This is a genomic window from Marinibactrum halimedae (genome assembly GCF_021234875.1).
Classification (GTDB): Bacteria; Pseudomonadota; Gammaproteobacteria; order Pseudomonadales; family Cellvibrionaceae; genus Marinibactrum; species Marinibactrum halimedae.
In genome coordinates, this window is record NZ_JAJQVM010000019.1 from 37,970 (window position 1) to 54,551 (window position 16,582).

10 protein-coding genes are annotated in these 16,582 nt (G+C 47.2%); 2 read left to right on the forward strand and 8 right to left on the reverse strand.

All coding sequences use genetic code 11. The annotated features are described in order from the left end of the window. The first annotated feature begins 67 nt into the window (after window positions 1-67). Both LU351_RS12015 and asd read left to right on the forward strand, forming a co-directional pair. A complete protein-coding gene (locus LU351_RS12015; protein ID WP_232594320.1) occupies window positions 68-892 on the forward strand; it encodes a sulfurtransferase in 825 nt (274 codons plus the stop codon). Window positions 893-976: 84 nt separating this feature from the next. Beyond that, a complete protein-coding gene (gene asd, locus LU351_RS12020; RefSeq protein WP_232594321.1) occupies window positions 977-1,840 on the forward strand; it encodes an archaetidylserine decarboxylase in 864 nt (287 codons plus the stop codon). Between the two features lie 98 nt (window positions 1,841-1,938). Here the strand turns inward: asd and LU351_RS12025 are convergent, their stop codons facing one another. The 8 genes from LU351_RS12025 to pilQ all read right to left on the reverse strand — a co-directional run bounded on the left by LU351_RS12025 (window position 1,939) and on the right by pilQ (window position 16,579). Then, window positions 1,939-3,318 carry an HD-GYP domain-containing protein gene (locus tag LU351_RS12025; protein WP_232594370.1) on the reverse strand — a complete coding sequence of 460 codons (1,380 nt, stop codon included), beginning with the start codon at window positions 3,316-3,318 and terminating at the stop codon, window positions 1,939-1,941. A gap of 302 nt (window positions 3,319-3,620) precedes the next feature. Further along, window positions 3,621-4,685, reverse strand: a complete 1,065-nt coding sequence (gene hemE / locus LU351_RS12030; RefSeq protein ID WP_232594322.1) for a uroporphyrinogen decarboxylase — start codon at window positions 4,683-4,685, stop codon at window positions 3,621-3,623. A gap of 86 nt (window positions 4,686-4,771) precedes the next feature. Further along, the gene (locus LU351_RS12035; RefSeq protein WP_232594323.1) at window positions 4,772-6,190 is read right to left on the reverse strand and encodes an FAD-dependent oxidoreductase; all 1,419 of its coding nucleotides are present in this window, start codon (window positions 6,188-6,190) and stop codon (window positions 4,772-4,774) included. A gap of 82 nt (window positions 6,191-6,272) precedes the next feature. Further along, window positions 6,273-10,721 (reverse strand): glutamate synthase large subunit, encoded by a 4,449-nt coding sequence (gene gltB / locus LU351_RS12040; protein WP_232594324.1) that lies wholly within the window; start codon window positions 10,719-10,721, stop codon window positions 6,273-6,275. A 228-nt stretch (window positions 10,722-10,949) separates the two neighbouring features. Continuing rightward, a complete protein-coding gene (locus tag LU351_RS12045; RefSeq protein ID WP_232594325.1) occupies window positions 10,950-12,566 on the reverse strand; it encodes an SPOR domain-containing protein in 1,617 nt (538 codons plus the stop codon). A gap of 115 nt (window positions 12,567-12,681) precedes the next feature. Next, window positions 12,682-13,764, reverse strand: a complete 1,083-nt coding sequence (gene aroB, locus LU351_RS12050; protein WP_232594326.1) for a 3-dehydroquinate synthase — start codon at window positions 13,762-13,764, stop codon at window positions 12,682-12,684. A 93-nt stretch (window positions 13,765-13,857) separates the two neighbouring features. Further along, window positions 13,858-14,370 (reverse strand): shikimate kinase AroK, encoded by a 513-nt coding sequence (gene aroK, locus LU351_RS12055; RefSeq protein ID WP_284284843.1) that lies wholly within the window; start codon window positions 14,368-14,370, stop codon window positions 13,858-13,860. Window positions 14,371-14,419: 49 nt separating this feature from the next. Next, a complete protein-coding gene (pilQ, locus tag LU351_RS12060; protein ID WP_232594328.1) occupies window positions 14,420-16,579 on the reverse strand; it encodes a type IV pilus secretin PilQ in 2,160 nt (719 codons plus the stop codon). Between the last annotated feature and the right edge of the window lie 3 nt (window positions 16,580-16,582).

Below are 16,582 nucleotides of genomic sequence, written 5' to 3' on the forward strand. Positions count from 1 at the left end.
AAATCAATATCATTGTCATACAATGACGACCTAACTGTTATTCTTCATTCCGCCACAAGAGTGCGTTATGTCTTCACTTCCATTACTCATCGAACCCGCAGAACTGGCATCACTCCTTGAACAAGGGAAAGCCGACTCTCAACCGTCTACCTTGTTAATTATCGACCTCTGCCAAGAAGCCCAATACCATGCCGGACACCTTCCTGGTGCCATTTATGTCTCTCCTCGATCACTGGTGGCAGGCACGCCGCCAGCGCCAGGAAAACTGCCTAACGAAGAACAACTGACACAACTGGCAAGGCAAATTGGTCTGACGCCAAACACCCATGTGATTGCTTACGACGACGAAGGCGGCGGCTGGGCTGGGCGTTTTTTATGGACGCTGGAAATCATTGGCCACCATAAATTCAGCTACCTCAACGGTGGGCTACATGCTTGGGCCGGTGAAAGCTTGCCCATGGAAAATACCGTCAATACAGCCACACCCAGCGACTATGATATCGCACTCAATTTCACACCCAGAGCCACTGTCGAGAGTATTCTTTCAGGCCTTGAAAGTCATAACCTTATGGTGTGGGACGCCCGTGGCGCCGATGAGTATCGTGGTGAGAAAGTCCTAGCAGCCAAAGGCGGCCATATTCCTGGTGCTATTCACTGTGAATGGACCGAGCTCATGGATCGCAATGCCCATTTGAAAATTCGTCGCGATGCACGGGAATATCTGCAACAAAAAGGTATCGATGGAAGCCTACCCATCGCCACCCATTGCCAATCTCATCATCGTTCTGGTTTTACCTATTTGGTTGGCAAAATCCTTGGGTTTGAAATGCAAGGCTATGACGGTTCATGGTCTGAATGGGGTAACCACCCCGATACCCCTGTTGAACGCTGATTCCTTGGCCCGACTTCTTTCCCTTAGTCTGACTTTTTAAAAGAGATACAGATTAAAAGAAACACCGATTAAAAGAGACACCGAATGAACGAAAAACTTTTTGCGGCACTGCAATATTTCACGCCTCAAACAACTCTATCGCGCGCCGCAGGCTGGATGGCAGAAACCCACATTAGCGCTATTAAAAACCCCTTTACCCGTTGGTTTGTCAAACAATTTGATGTGAACATGAGTGAAGCGGTAGAGGAAGATCCAACTGCCTACCCAAGCTTCAACGCCTTTTTCACCCGCGAATTAAAAGAAGGGGCTCGTCCTTTTGACTCAAGCCCCCATGCTCTTATCAGCCCCGCCGACGGTGCCATCAGCCAAATTGGCGCCATTGAATCAGGCCGTATTTTTCAAGCCAAAGGGCAATCGTTTACAGCATCTGAGCTGGTGGGCGGCAATCCGGAATGGGCAAAGCCTTTTAATTTTGGCCAATTTTCTACCATTTATTTGTCCCCTAAAGACTACCACCGCGTCCATATGCCCATCGCCGGTACTCTGAAACGGATGGTGCACATCCCAGGAGACCTGTTTTCGGTAAACAACGCCACCGCAAATCAAGTACCACGCTTATTTGCACGCAACGAACGCGTTGCCTGCTTCTTTGATACGGAATACGGAGAAATGGTCATGGTGTTGGTGGGCGCGATGATTGTAGCCAGTATTGAGACTGTATGGGCAGGCTTAGTCACACCACAAAAGAAAGTCGTCCGCACCTGGGATTACGAATCAGATCCGATTCACTTAGAAAAAGGCGCAGAAATGGGCCGATTCAAATTAGGCTCTACCGTAGTGATGCTCTTCGAGCCTGGGAAAATCGATTGGTGTAAAAAATTAGAGCATGGCTCTCCTTTAAAAATGGGCGAAACCATTGCGAATAAAATCATTGATCAAAAAAGTTGATGGAAAATAAATCATCAATCTGAAGTGAATCACCAACATCAAAACATGGCGCAAGGACGCGTCAAAAAAATCTTTGCACAGAGAGGTTAAAATTAGCGTTACCGTTTAAAAAAAGAAAAAAGACCTTTTTTCGGTTTTACCATTTGCGAAAAAATATATTTGTCACGAATAGCATTAACGTCCACATCGTAACTGCCCGGCTCTAGATCACGAGCAATTTCAATCATTTCCACTTCGTAGCGCGTCTTTTTCCCTTCATCAATTTGCTTTTGTTTATTTCGTTCATCCACCGCCAAATCCAGTAACACCGGCTTGGGCAAGCGCTGCTTGAAAGAATCCAATACCACCATGACTTTGGGCTTCAAACGACGAGAAAAATTCTGCTCCACTACAACACCGACTTCACCTGTGGACAATTCCACCAACGTACCCGTCGGATATAAACCAATCGCACGAATGAATTCCACGACCAACTCTTCCTGAAATTCAATATCGCGAAGTTCATACAATTTGGCGACCGCCTTTGAAGGCGACATCGGGTGTTTTTGGTCTCGTGGGTTGGTGGTGTAATCGTAAAACGTCACAATGCCCGCAATTTTTCCCAACAAAGGAATCTTATCGCCACGCAAGTGCTGCGGAAACCCACTACCGTTTATACGTTCACAATGCGTTTTCACTACAGAAATCACTCGGGGTTCTACACCCGAGGTATTTCGTAACATTTCAACGCCTTTATCAACGAAGGATTCAAACACTTGCACTTCATCAGGGGAGCGTAATTGTTTTGCCAAAAGGTCACGAGACAATTGTGTCTTACCCACATCTTTTAGCAATACACCCATCGATAAAGTCTCTAAATCACTCTTGGGCAATCCGATGTGACGACCAAAAAGAATGGCCCATACTGAAGAGCGAACAACGTGGGCATAGGTATATTCATCCACTTCCTGTACACGAGAGAGCCACGTAAACGCATCGGGGTTACGCAGTACGCTATCCACCATTTGGCTGGCATAACGCTTAGTTTCATGAATAGGTACATCACCGCCTTCACCAATGTGCTGCATTACCTCTGACACTGCTCGATACATGCGTGAATGCAACTGCTGGGCGCCCGATAATTCCACTTTTAACGGCTGGGTAAACTCACCGTATACTCCGCCACGAATTTTTAATGGCCCCACTTGAATATTGGCTCGCTCATGCTTTGCAGAGCGAGCTTGTTTTGGGCTAAGAATACCGGGTTTATTAGGAGCAACAGGGGCGGCGGAATGTTTGACTGAGACCACACCACGGCCTTTTGCCACATCAATATAAACATGCTTACAGTGAATTTTTAACTCGCGAATTTCATCCAAATCACGAACGTAAAAGCCCTGTAAAGGGAAGGGCGTTTGCGTCCACGGGCGATCCAGCCCAGACACAAACATGCCTACAACCAATTCATTAACATCCACCTTAACTTGTTTTACGCCCAACGTAGCTCCCTCATGGTCGATCGACAAAGATCAATCATCATCGGGTTACCCATAAATACCTCTCACAGAGGGACTCAAATTATGGCCCGAAATGTTATTTATATAATAAATATGAACGCGAAGTCATCTAATCGCCACAGCTATCTTCAGCATAAAAACGCTCACACGAAGATGACTCAACAATACACTTACAGTGTAGAAAAGGATAAAGGTCTTTGTAAGGCGGTAAACTGAGTCTACCGCCACTCAATCAAGGGCCAACAGAGCCAAAATAACCCGCTCTAGCTGCACTCTATGTTCGATCAACGATGATAGGATTCCGACAACTCATGCACAGCATTGATGAAAGCCCCGGCATGTTCTGGATCCACTTCAGGCGTAATTCCATGGCCTAAATTAAAGACATGGCCACTCCCCTGACCAAACCTCGATAAAATCCGGCCCACCTCTTCCCGAATACGCTCAGGTTTTGCGTACAAAATGGAAGGGTCCATATTGCCTTGCAGGGCCACTTGACCGCCGACTCTCGCACGAGCATCACCGATGTCACAAGTCCAATCAAGCCCCAAGCAATCAGGCCCGGCCTCTGCCATGGATTCTAACCAAAGACCTCCGCCCTTGGTAAATAGAATGGACGGGACTCTACGCCCTTCACGCTCTTTAATTAAACCACTGACAATCTTTTTCATCGGCTTTAAAGAAAACTCTTGGTAAGCGTCGGCCGATAACGCCCCCCCCCAAGAATCAAAAATTTGAACCGCCTGGGCACCGGCTTCAATTTGCGCGTTCAAATAAGCGGTAACGGAATCTGCCAACACATCCAATAGCTGCGCAAATACTTCAGGCTCGTTATACATCATCGCTTTCGTTTTACGATAATCTTTGCTGGAACCCCCTTCAACCATATAAGTGGCCAATGTCCATGGGCTACCCGAGAAACCAATCAGTGGCACTCGACCATTCAGCTCTCTGCGGATAGTACTGACCGCATCAATGACGTATCCAAGATCCTTGACTGGATCAACAATACTCAATGACTCAATGTCCGCAGCGGTAGAAATGGACTTTTTAAACCTCGGGCCTTCCCCGGTTTCGAAATACAAACCCAAACCCATCGCATCCGGTATCGTTAAAATATCAGAGAACAAGATGGCCGCATCCAGAGGGTAGCGCTCCAAAGGTTGCAAAGTTACCTCACACGCGAGCTCAGGGTTCATACACAAGCTCATGAAATCTCCTGCTTTCGAGCGTGTTGCTCTATATTCTGGAAGATAACGGCCCGCTTGGCGCATCATCCATACGGGGGTAACGTCCACCGGCTCACGCATCAATGCGCGTAAAAAGCGATCATTTTTTAGTTCTGTCATTTCGCTGCCAACCTAATTTGTTGATTCCTAATACGGTTTAACCATAAGAAAACGGGGGCCAATGGCCCCCGTTTCGTCATTCCCCTTTATACCCCCAAATAGTCGAGGATACCATCGGCGGCTTCACGCCCTTCCCAAATAGCAGTCACGACAAGGTCAGACCCTCTGACCATATCCCCACCGGCGAAGACTTTCGGGTTGCTGGTTTGAAACTTAAATGTTTGCTTCTCAGCGGCAACGACGCCGCCCCAATCATTCACCTGAATATCATGATCGGAGAACCAAGGTTCGGGGCTCGGCCTGAAACCAAAAGCAATCAGCACCACGTCTGCCGGTAAAACCTCTTCACTACCAGGTATCGGCTCAGGGCGACGACGACCATTCTCATCAGGCTCACCCAGTTTTGTGGTCACCACTTTCACACCTTCAACGCGATCATCACCCACAATGGCAATAGGCTGACGATTAAACAAAAACTGCACACCTTCTTCCCGAGCGTTAACGACCTCGCGTTTGGAACCCGGCATGTTTTCTTCGTCTCGTCGATAAGCACAGGTGACGGATGTTGCCCCTTGGCGAATAGAGGTTCGATTGCAATCCATGGCTGTGTCTCCACCACCAAGTACAACCACTTTTTGCTCTTTCACACTGATGAAATCAGCAGGGTCTTTCTCAAATCCCAAATTACGATTGACGTTGGAAACAAGGAAAGGCAATGCATCATGTACGCCTGGTAAATCTTCACCAGGGAACCCACCTTTCATGTAGTTGTATGTTCCCATGCCCATGAATACAGCATCGTATTCTTGAAGCAGTTCTTCCATCGTAATGTCTTTACCCACTTCAGTATTTAATCGGAATTCAACCCCCATCTCTGTGAATATCTCACGACGGCGGCTCAATACAGACTTCTCCAATTTGAACTCAGGAATACCAAAAGTCAGCAAACCACCGATTTCAGGGTAACGATCAAACACCACAGGTTTCACGCCATTGCGCACCAAAACATCGGCACAACCAATCCCGGCAGGGCCCGCACCAATCACGGCGACTTTTTTGTCGGTCCAAACCACCTTGGACATGTCTGGCTTCCAGCCCATGGCAAAGGCGGTGTCAGTAATGTATTTTTCTGCATTGCCAATCGTGACGGCACCAAAGCCATCGTTGAGGGTACACGCCCCTTCACATAATCTATCTTGAGGGCAAACTCGACCACACACTTCCGGCAGTGAGTTAGTTTGGTGGCTCAGTTCCGCTGCTTCAAAAATATTGCCTTCAGAAATTAACTTTAACCAGTTAGGGATAAAGTTATGCACTGGGCATTTCCACTCACAATACGGGTTTCCACATTCCAAACAGCGGTGGGATTGCTCTTGCACTTCTTTCTTAGAGAAGGGCTGATAAATCTCAACGAACTTTTCTTTGCGCGCTCGTAGAGATTTTTTAGCGGGGTCTTTACGCCCCACGTCTATAAACTGGAAATTGTTATTTAGCCGTTCAACCATCGAATATCACCTTTTCTCGTGGCTCACCCTAGGCCGTCGAAACGACCAGCGCCTTGTTTATGAGGAAGTCAGGGCCGCCCGGCTATTCGCCGCGCTTCGTTACCCTGTCCAACAAGCTGGCCAAATCGGCCGCTTTGGGTTTTACCAACCAGAATCGACCCAGGTAGTCTTCAAAGTCATCGAGGATCTCCTGGCCCCACGCACTGCCCGTTTCAGCAACAAATTCTTCAATCACACCACGCAGATGGTTACGATGTCCTTCTGTTGCTTCACGATTAATGCGTTGAATATCGATCAATTCATGGTTATAGCGATCTACGAACGCGTTGTTCTTATCTAGCACGTACGCAAAACCACCGGTCATACCAGCACCGAAATTCACACCGGTATCACCCAGTACTGTGACGACACCGCCAGTCATATACTCACAGCAATGATCACCAGCACCTTCTACCACCACATGGGCACCCGAGTTACGGACGCCACAGCGCTCACCGGCCCTACCCGCTGCATATAACTTCCCGCCAGTGGCGCCATACAAACAGGTATTACCCATAATGCTGGTGGTGTTGGTTTTGAAACTGGAAACTTTCGGTGGGCAAATCACAATTTTACCACCGGCCATGCCTTTACCCACATAATCGTTGGCGTCGCCTTCGAGATACAGCTCCAAACCGCCAGCATTCCAGACACCGAAGCTCTGCCCCGCAATACCCGTTAAATTCAGTTTGATCGGTGCCTCGGCCATGCCTTGGTTACCGTGACGTTTGGCAATTTCACCACTTACACGAGCACCAATTGAGCGATCACAGTTGGTGATGTGGAAATCAAATTCCCCTCCCGACTTAGATTCAATCGATGGAAGCACTGCTGCCACGATCTCTTCGGCTTTTTGACCTTCATCGTAGGGCTTATTTCGCTCAACCTGACAAGAATCAGGTTTGGACTGTAAGAAACTATCTGTGTGGATAATTCGGCTTAAATCCAATTTTTTGTGCTGCTCTGTCGAGCCATCAATCACTTTAAGGAGGTCCACGCGACCAACAAGCTCTTCCAAGGAACGAACACCCAATGTAGCCATCCACTCACGGGCTTCCTCGGCAACAAACTTAAAGAAATTCATGGCCATATTCACCGTGCCAATGTAATGATCACGACGAAGATCATCTCTCTGAGTGGCTACACCGGTAGCACAATTATTGAGATGACAAATTCTCAGATATTTACAACCCAACGCCACCATCGGAGCAGTTCCGAACCCGAAGCTCTCTGCACCCAAAATAGCCGCCTTGATCACATCTAACCCTGTTTTCAATCCACCATCAGTCTGTACTCGTACTTTATCGCGCAAATCATTCGCTTTCAGAGTTTGATGCGTCTCAGATAAGCCAAGCTCCCAAGGGGAACCCGCATAACGGATCGAAGTTAAAGGGCTCGCTGCCGTACCGCCATCGTATCCAGAAATCGTGATCAAATCGGCATAGGCTTTTGCCACACCTGCCGCGATGGTACCGACACCAGGACGAGAAACTAACTTGACCGAAACCAGTGCATTCGGATTCACTTGCTTCAAGTCATAAATCAGCTGCGCCAAGTCTTCAATAGAATAAATATCATGGTGGGGCGGGGGTGAAATCAAGGTCACACCCGGCACAGAATAACGCAGCCGTGCGATCAATTTATTGACTTTACCGCCGGGTAACTGGCCACCTTCACCAGGCTTAGCGCCCTGAGCCACCTTAATTTGCAATACATCAGCGTTGACCAGATAGTGTGGTGTCACACCAAAACGACCTGATGCAATTTGTTTGATTTTCGAGACTCGATTGGTGCCAAACCTCGCTGGGTCTTCACCACCTTCACCAGAATTAGAACGACCTCCTAAGGTGTTCATCGCCTCCGCTAAAGCTTCATGGGCCTCTGGCGACAACGCGCCTAAAGACATCGCTGCAGAATCAAAACGTCGTACGATCGCCTCAATGGGTTCAACTTCATTAACGTCAATTGATTGCAGATCGTCTTTAAAACCCAATAAATCACGGAGTGTGGCGGTTGGACGGTTATTCACAAGCTCAGCCACATCACGCCATGCACTGTAGTCACCGGATTTCACCGCACGGTGCATAGCTTGAACCACATCTGGATTGTACGCATGGTATTCCTGACCATGGACATACTTGAGTAAACCGCCTTGAGCAATAGGTTTACGATTAATCCACGCGTTGGCCGCCAATAAGCGCTGTGCGTCTTCCAAGTCTGAAAAATCCGCACCTTGAATACGGCTGGGCGTGCCAACAAAGCACAGATCAACCACCTCGTCTGCCAAGCCAACCGCCTCAAATAGCTGAGCACCACGATATGACGCTACCGTGGAAATACCCATCTTCGATAGGATTTTCAACAACCCTTTGTTGAGTCCTCGGCGATAATTTTTATAGGCGGAATCGGTATCCACCATTAACTCACCGGTCTCGATTAAGTCATTGAGGAGGTAGTAACTCAGATATGGGAATACTGCTGTGGCACCAAAGCCTACCAACGCCGCCACTTGGTGTGGGTCTCGTGCCGTTGCGGTTTCCACAAGCAGATTAGACTCACAGCGCAAACCGGTATTGGTCAAATGATGATGAACTGCTCCGGTGGCGAGTAAGGCATGAATGGGCAATTGCCCTTGTTCAATACCATTATCGGTCAAAACAAGAATAACGCGGCCATCTCGAACGGCGGCTTCGGCATCCGCACAAAGCTTTTCGATAGCCTGTTTTAAGTTAAGCTGGCTTGGGTCGTACATCAATGGCAGTTGGATCGCCTCATAACCGGGGCGCGATACATCCAACAAGGTACGGAATTTTGCAGGTGATAAAACAGGCGAAGTCAGAATAATTCGATCAGCATGGTGTTCGGTTTGATCATACACCGACAACTCACGCCCAATACACGTCTCCAAAGACATAACGATCGCTTCCCGCAATGGGTCGATCGGTGGGTTGGTCACCTGTGCAAATTGCTGACGGAAATAATCATAGGGACTACGTAATTGGCCCGAAAGAACGGCCATCGGCGTGTCATCGCCCATGGAGCCTACGGCTTCTTGACCACCTTCGGCCAGAGGGCGTAGCACCTGATCTCGCTCTTCAAAGCTGACTTGGAACATTTTCATGTTCACTTTAAGTGCTTCAGCATCCATGGCGTTTTCCGCCACATCCGCTTCTAAGGTCGATTCAATACGTAACGCATTCTTGCGCATCCATTTTTTATACGGGTGGCTGTCTTTCAATTGACGATCTACATCTTCGGTATGGAAAAGCTCGCCAGTCTCTGTGTCTACTGAAAGAATCTGACCCGGCCCTAAACGCCCTTTAGCAACAACATCTTCAGGCTTGTAATCGTAGACACCGACTTCAGACGCGACCGTAATCACGTCGTCTTTTGTAATGACCCAACGGGATGGACGCAAACCATTACGATCGAGCGTACACACGGCATAGCGGCCATCGGTAATCACCAAGCCTGCCGGGCCATCCCAAGGCTCGATGTGCATGGAATTGTATTCGTAAAAGGCACGCAGGTTGGAGTCCATGTTCTCCACATTCTGCCATGCAGGCGGCACCAACATACGCACCGCTCGATGGAGCTCCATACCGCCTGTCAACAATACTTCTAACATGTTGTCCAAGCTGGAGGAATCTGACCCTTCTCGGTTTACCAACGGAGTGATGTCTTCAACATTGGGTAGCAAATCGCTGACAAATTTCGGCGTCCTCGCTACAGACCAGTTGCGATTGCCCATAACGGTATTAATCTCACCGTTGTGCGCCAAATAGCGGAACGGCTGAGCCAATGGCCAACGAGGCAAGGTATTAGTGGAGAAGCGCTGGTGGAAAACACAGATGGCGGTTTCTAAATCAGCATCGGCAAGGTCAAGGTAGAACTTGTCCAAGTCCACCGGCATCATCAAGCCTTTGTAAGAGATCACTTTGGTGCTAAGGCTTGCGATATAAAAGCTTTCGTCGCCAAATAGACGTTTTTCAATTTTTCGACGAGCCACATACAGTCTGGCGCTGAGCTGCTGCTCAGTTAAACCAATACCACTGGCAAAAACATGGAAGAAGGAAGGAAGGGATTCTAAAGCGATAGGACCAAGGCAACTAGGGTCGACAGGAACCTCTCGCCAGCCATGCACCTTAATGCCTTGAGCTTCAAATTCTTCATTGGCGATAGTTTGAGCCGATTTGGCTTTCTCACTATCGGAATCCAACATTACCGATCCTACGGCATACAATTGCGGTAGATCGATATCCAGGGCACTTTTCGCGACTTTGCGAAGAAAAGCATCAGGCTTTTGCAACAGCAAACCACAACCATCACCCGTTTTCCCATCTGCGGCGATACCACCACGGTGGGTCATGCACGTTAAAGCTTCGATAGCAGTCTTCAGCAAACGATGGCTTGGCTCACCCTTCAGGTGGGCAATTAACCCAAAACCACAGTTGTCTTTAAACTCATCCAAGCTATAGAGGCCATTACTCATAGACGGTCTCTCTTTTTACTCAGGTTACACACGTTTTTTGTTTGTTGTTGTCCCTATCGATGTCCTTTAAATGACATCAATTGCTTTTCCTCTTCCCTGAGACCAAAAAGCCCCGGAAACGGGGCTTTTTCTAAATGGGCGCTGAATGTTACTCGCAGTATTTGACCTTGGCAAGACAGCGCCGTTCCAATCATCGTCTAAAAAATCAAAAAACCGTCGAAAGGTGATTTAATTTCGTCGATATTCGTCTATTTGCTGCTTTAGTTCACTAATTTTTCTCGGCCAAGCACCGGCTTTTTTTTGTGCATTTGGAAGATTTTGCAGCCCAATCCTTGCTTCAGCCTCACTTTTATAGTCACCTTCCACTACCACAAACCAATCTTTTCTGCCCCGTTTCAACTTTAGCAGGCGTAGAGAAGCTCGGTTGGGTTGACCCTGTAAAAATTGCGTAATCGCCCTTTCTGATTCCGCCCCCATTACTTGCAGCATGAAGCGCGAATCTTCTCTTTGGTATACGTCTTCTGCATCATAAGACTCAATATTATTCGCATCTATCGATTGAACGACCTCTGGACTCTCGACAGATTCCCTATTTGGCAATGGCTCTGTAACCTCATCGACCAGCACCCCTATTTCATCTGGTATATTTTTGGCCATCTCGACTTTCCCATCTTCAAGTTGAGTATCAATCTGCTCAGCATTGCCCTCCAAAACGGCATCTGTCTTATAATCAGAAGAACTAGGTGCTTTCTCCGAAGTACCACTCAAAGGCAAACTCACCGTTATTACTTTTCTTTTTTCCTCATCGGCTTTTTCGATTTCTTGAAGAGCACCCATAACTGGGGGAGTGGCCACATCATCAATTATAGGCTCAGCAAGACTTGAATCCTCAGATACAGTCTCTTTTTGAGTCGCGTTTTTACTGGCACCAAGAGGGTTCGTATCCCCTTCAGAAGCCGCAAAGCCCGTTTGTTCAGAAGACCACCAACCACCAAACACAAGAACCAGTACAAACAGGACCCCCAAGCCAATAAGCATCGATAAGTGCATAGGGGGTAATCTGCGGTTTACGCGCTTATCTTCACCCTCAACCATGCTCATTAAGTGGCTCATCATCATTCGATTGAAATGATTGACATCACCAGAAGCTTTCTCAGCACAATCGGAAATAAAATCAGGCTCAATTTGAATTAAACCCTGAGAACCAGCTCCCTCTAGACACTCTTCAACATAACGACACCAGTCCTCTTGTGTAGGTGAGGCAAGTTCCATGTCGTACACCATCACCTCAATCAAATTTAAAGCATCCAATCGCTGAAGCAATGCATGAGTTCCTGCAAGAACTAAACGAAAGGCGGGCGACTCCTCCGATTCTGCCGCAGCCAACGCTAAGGTCATCAACATACCCAACAACTCGTCTTTACAGGTGTCAGCGGAATCAAGCAGTAAAGTGATCGGGCTATCACTCGAATGCGCTATACGAGAACGTAGTAACGCCAGTAACGAACCGGCCGTAGCTCCCTCATCCGCATTTAAATGTAAATGATGACAAACATGGGAAAGAAATTGCTGACTGGAGAGGTACTGACGAGAATCAAGCAGCAAACAAGGCGATGATTTTGATAAAGAGCTCGATAATGTTTCTAAAAAATAACTTTTACCAACACCAGTTTGACCACAAACCACCAAAACCTGATTACCAAACTGGCATAAGTGCTCAGCATGCTCAAGCTGCTGAAGGCGTGCTTTTGCAATAAAACCATCTTTACTGCCTTCCCCTTCAAAGGGAAGGGAGGTTAACCCCAAGGTCTCCAAATAATTTTCTGGAGAATGAATTTGAGTCATCCGAAATCTCCCTTTGGCGACATCGGTTTCGCTTTATTGTTGTGAATGGAGAAAATGAAAGGGAAACAACATGTTAAATGTAATGACGATATTTACCACCCTCACTATATGATGTTCAACCTTTACAGGCATCAAGCGTTTCTTTCACACGCTCAATATCAACATCACTGGTGACAACAGCCCCACCCAATGCCTTTAACAACACTAAGCGAATTCGGCCATCAATGACTTTTTTATCCAAAGACATCAGCTCTAAAAAACGAGCGTTAGATATTTCTGAAGGTGCCTTTATAGGCAACTTTGCTGCATCCAAGAGTGCAATCAAACGTGTCAAGAGAGGCGCATCTACCCACCCGAGCCTAACGGATAGGTCTACCGCCATGACCATTCCGGCGGCTACGGCTTCACCGTGTAGCCATTTACCGTATCCCATGGCCGTTTCGATCGCATGACCAAAGGTATGCCCAAGATTTAAAATCGCACGAATGCCCCCCTCCCTTTCATCCATAGCGACGACCTTAGCTTTATTTTCACAAGAGCGCTCAATGGCATACGCTAATGCCTCATCATCAAAGGCCATGAGCTTTCCCACATTTTGCTCAAGCCAATCAAAAAAAGGCGCATCGCAAATCAAACCGTATTTAATGACCTCAGCAATACCGGCGGATAATTCACGAATAGGCAGAGATTTTAAAACACGAGTATCTGCCACAACACACGACGGCTGGTAAAATGCGCCAATCATGTTTTTCCCTAAAGGGTGATTAACGCCTGTTTTTCCACCAACACTGGAATCCACCTGCGAGAGGAGCGTTGTGGGTATTTGCACAAACCCAACACCACGTTGATAACAAGCGGCCGCAAAGCCCGCCATGTCTCCGATCACCCCACCCCCCAAAGCAACAATCGTCGTTGTTCGATTGTGATTATTCTCTAACAACTGATCAAAAATTTGGGTAACCGTCGCCATGGTTTTGTAAGATTCACCATCAGGCAAAACCACGGTCAATACATTAAAATCACTTAAATGTTCGACAATCTGCTCTAAATAAAGAGGCGCCACGGTTTCATTTGTCACAATACACACTTGCTGACCTTTTATGTACTGCGGCAATTGCTCCTTTAACTCTTCTAAGACAGAACCAATGAGTATGGGGTAGCTTCTCTCACCTAACTCAACCAACAAACGCTTTAGCATAATTTCACTTCTCCGTGACGTAACAGCATCTACGCCAAACACTACGCAAAAAAATCAATTCAGAAAAGGTTTAGCAAAAAAGAAGAATGAAGATTACAGTTGCTGAGAAAGCTGTATGATCTTCTCTGCAACTTGCTTGGGGGATTTTGATTCGGTAGAAACCACCAACGAACAGACCTCCCTATAAAGAGGGTCTCTGGTCGACATTAATTCTTTGATTCGCTGCTCCGGATTGCCCACCTGCAATAGCGGACGCTTCTTATCTCTACAGGTGCGTTTAATAAGGTCTTCTAACGATGCTGTTAAATACACAACACAGTTTTGCTGCTGCAAAAGTGATCGGTTAATAGACTGGGTCACAATGCCACCGCCAGTAGCAATCACCAATTGCGGCTGCTCAACCAACTCCTTAAGCACAGAAGACTCCCTTGTACGAAACCCTTCTTCACCTTCAACATCAAATATCCAAGGAATATTTGCCCCTGTTCGGGCTTCAATCACATGATCTGTGTCTTTAAATTCACGAGAAGAGAGTGAGGCCAAGATGCGGCCGATGGTGGATTTGCCGACCCCCATGGGGCCGACAAGAATAATATTATCAGCAATAGGCATTCAACTTCCTAAACATACCAAAGAACACCAATCGCCTAAAGGATTACCGGCGAACAGGGTCCTCAAGCAGTTTTGGTGTAATAAAAATCAACAGCTCGTTCTTTTCTGTGTCTCTTGAGTCATTTTTGAATAATCTACCCACATAAGGGATATCACCCAACAACGGCACCTTTCTTTCAGTGACACTTTCTACAGACTGGAATATACCACCCAATACGATTGTCTCACCATTTTTTACCAGCACTTGAGTTATTACCTCAGTGATATCAATGGTGGGCGCTGCGCCGGTTCCCAATAACACATTCTCCCCGATCGCATCCTGATTCACTGCCAGATCAAGAATAATGTGATCGTCAGGGGTAATTTGCGGTGTCACCTCCAGCTTTAAGGTGGCCTCACGGTAAGCAGTTGTCGTTGCACCACTGGCAGAGGCTTCTTGGTATGGGATTTCAGAACCCGAACGAATCGTGGCAGTTTGTTTGTCTCCCGTTACCACCTTAGGTTGAGAGATGATTTCACCAGTACCCTCAGACTCCAAAGCACTGAGCTCCAGTCCAATCAAAGAGTCATCTGTGATGTAACCGAATGCAATATCAGCAGCTGCACCAGCAACCCCCAAGTCCACCACACCGAAGTCGCCACTTAATGTTCCAGAATCAAATTGTAAATCCCCAGCAAGATTACCTCCTGCAAATCCCACTGAATCATCATTAACATCCAGCGTTGCAGAACTCCACTCAACGCCTAATTGACGGGCAAAGTCAGCACTTGCCGTTACAATTCTGGCCTCAATTAATACTTGGCGAATGGGGATATCAATTTGCTCGACAAGACGTTTAAACTCCTGAATTTTTTCTTCTGTATCCGTAAGAATGATGGAGTTCGTCCGCTCATCCACAATAACGCTGCCACGTTCAGACAAAATGCTACCGGTAGACGTTGAGCCACTTGCGCCGCCGGCTGCTCCACCTCTACCTTGGCCACCACCCTGATTATTTTGATCACGAAAGAGTTCAAACAGCTCAATTGCATTTGCATAGCGCACACGAACATGCTCTGTTCTGAGTGGTGCAAGTTCCTCCAACTGTTTTCGTGTTTCCAGCTCCTGACGCTCCCGATTGGCAATTTCAGCCGCAGGCGCCACCATTAAAACATTACCAATCTGCCGCTTATCCAGCCCTTTTGCTTTTAATACGATATCTAATGCCTGATCCCATGGTACATTTTCTAAACGCAAGGTAATTCGACCACTGACAGTATCACTGGCAACCAGATTAAGGTCAGTAAAGTCGGCTATTAACTGCAATACCGCACGGACTTCAATATCTTGGAAGTTTAACGATAATTTATCACCAACATATTCGAACTTAGAACGTCGCTCTTCCTGCTCCTGAACACTCAACGGCTTTACACTGATCACATACTGTAAATCCGCCTGATACGCTAAATATTCATACTCTCCTTCGGGGTCAATGGAGACAGTAGTCACCCCACCTCGATTATCGGTATCAATAAAACTGACAGGCGTTGCAAAGTCGGTGACATCAAGCCGACGCCGAAGCTCACTGGGTAACGCTACATCAATAAAACTAACGTTGATGCTGGAAGCAGTCTCCTCCACATCCACATTCACCGAGGAACTGGAAAGCTCAATGATGACACGCCCTTCGCCAGTTTCCGTACGACGAAAATCAACATTAGTCACCGTTGGTTCTTGCGAAGAATAAGCGTAGCTAGGTGTTGAAGGCGGAGACGCCACAGCCGCATTATTACTGGCTTCAGCCACCGTTGACACACTACCAGAAGGCGCACCCCCTACCACCACCACATATTTTGAACCGTCAAATCGTGTGGTGTAAGCGGCCGCCTCATCCAAATTCAAGATCAATCGAGTTCTATTATCTGCAGTTAAGACAACAGCACTTTGGGCATTACCGAAAGACAACGGATATTTTTTTTCCGGTAGCTGACTTTCAACATTAGGAAAATCAAGCACAATTCGCGCAGGCTGCTCGATGATATAACCCACCGGCTCAGCGGGGGATTCCGAAAATTGCAGCTCCACCTCAAATTTATCGCCCGGCAAAGACGAGAAATCAATATTGTCCAACGTAATAGACTGAGCATGAACCACACCCGCCATTAGAGCCGGCAAACCCACTACCACGCAGCGCAATAAATAAGCTCTGATTGTTTTGTACATATT

What these genes read in the sequence shown, in the direction of transcription:
- LU351_RS12015 (WP_232594320.1), top strand. Translation starts at nt 68, where the DNA reads ATGTCTTCACTTCCATTACTCATCGAACCCGCAGAACTGGCATCACTC.
- asd (WP_232594321.1), top strand. Translation starts at nt 977, where the DNA reads ATGAACGAAAAACTTTTTGCGGCACTGCAATATTTCACGCCTCAAACA.
- hemE (WP_232594322.1), bottom strand. Translation starts at nt 4,685, where the DNA reads ATGACAGAACTAAAAAATGATCGCTTTTTACGCGCATTGATGCGTGAG.
- LU351_RS12035 (WP_232594323.1), bottom strand. Translation starts at nt 6,190, where the DNA reads ATGGTTGAACGGCTAAATAACAATTTCCAGTTTATAGACGTGGGGCGT.
- gltB (WP_232594324.1), bottom strand. Translation starts at nt 10,721, where the DNA reads ATGAGTAATGGCCTCTATAGCTTGGATGAGTTTAAAGACAACTGTGGT.
- LU351_RS12045 (WP_232594325.1), bottom strand. Translation starts at nt 12,566, where the DNA reads ATGACTCAAATTCATTCTCCAGAAAATTATTTGGAGACCTTGGGGTTA.
- aroB (WP_232594326.1), bottom strand. Translation starts at nt 13,764, where the DNA reads ATGCTAAAGCGTTTGTTGGTTGAGTTAGGTGAGAGAAGCTACCCCATA.
- pilQ (WP_232594328.1), bottom strand. Translation starts at nt 16,579, where the DNA reads ATGTACAAAACAATCAGAGCTTATTTATTGCGCTGCGTGGTAGTGGGT.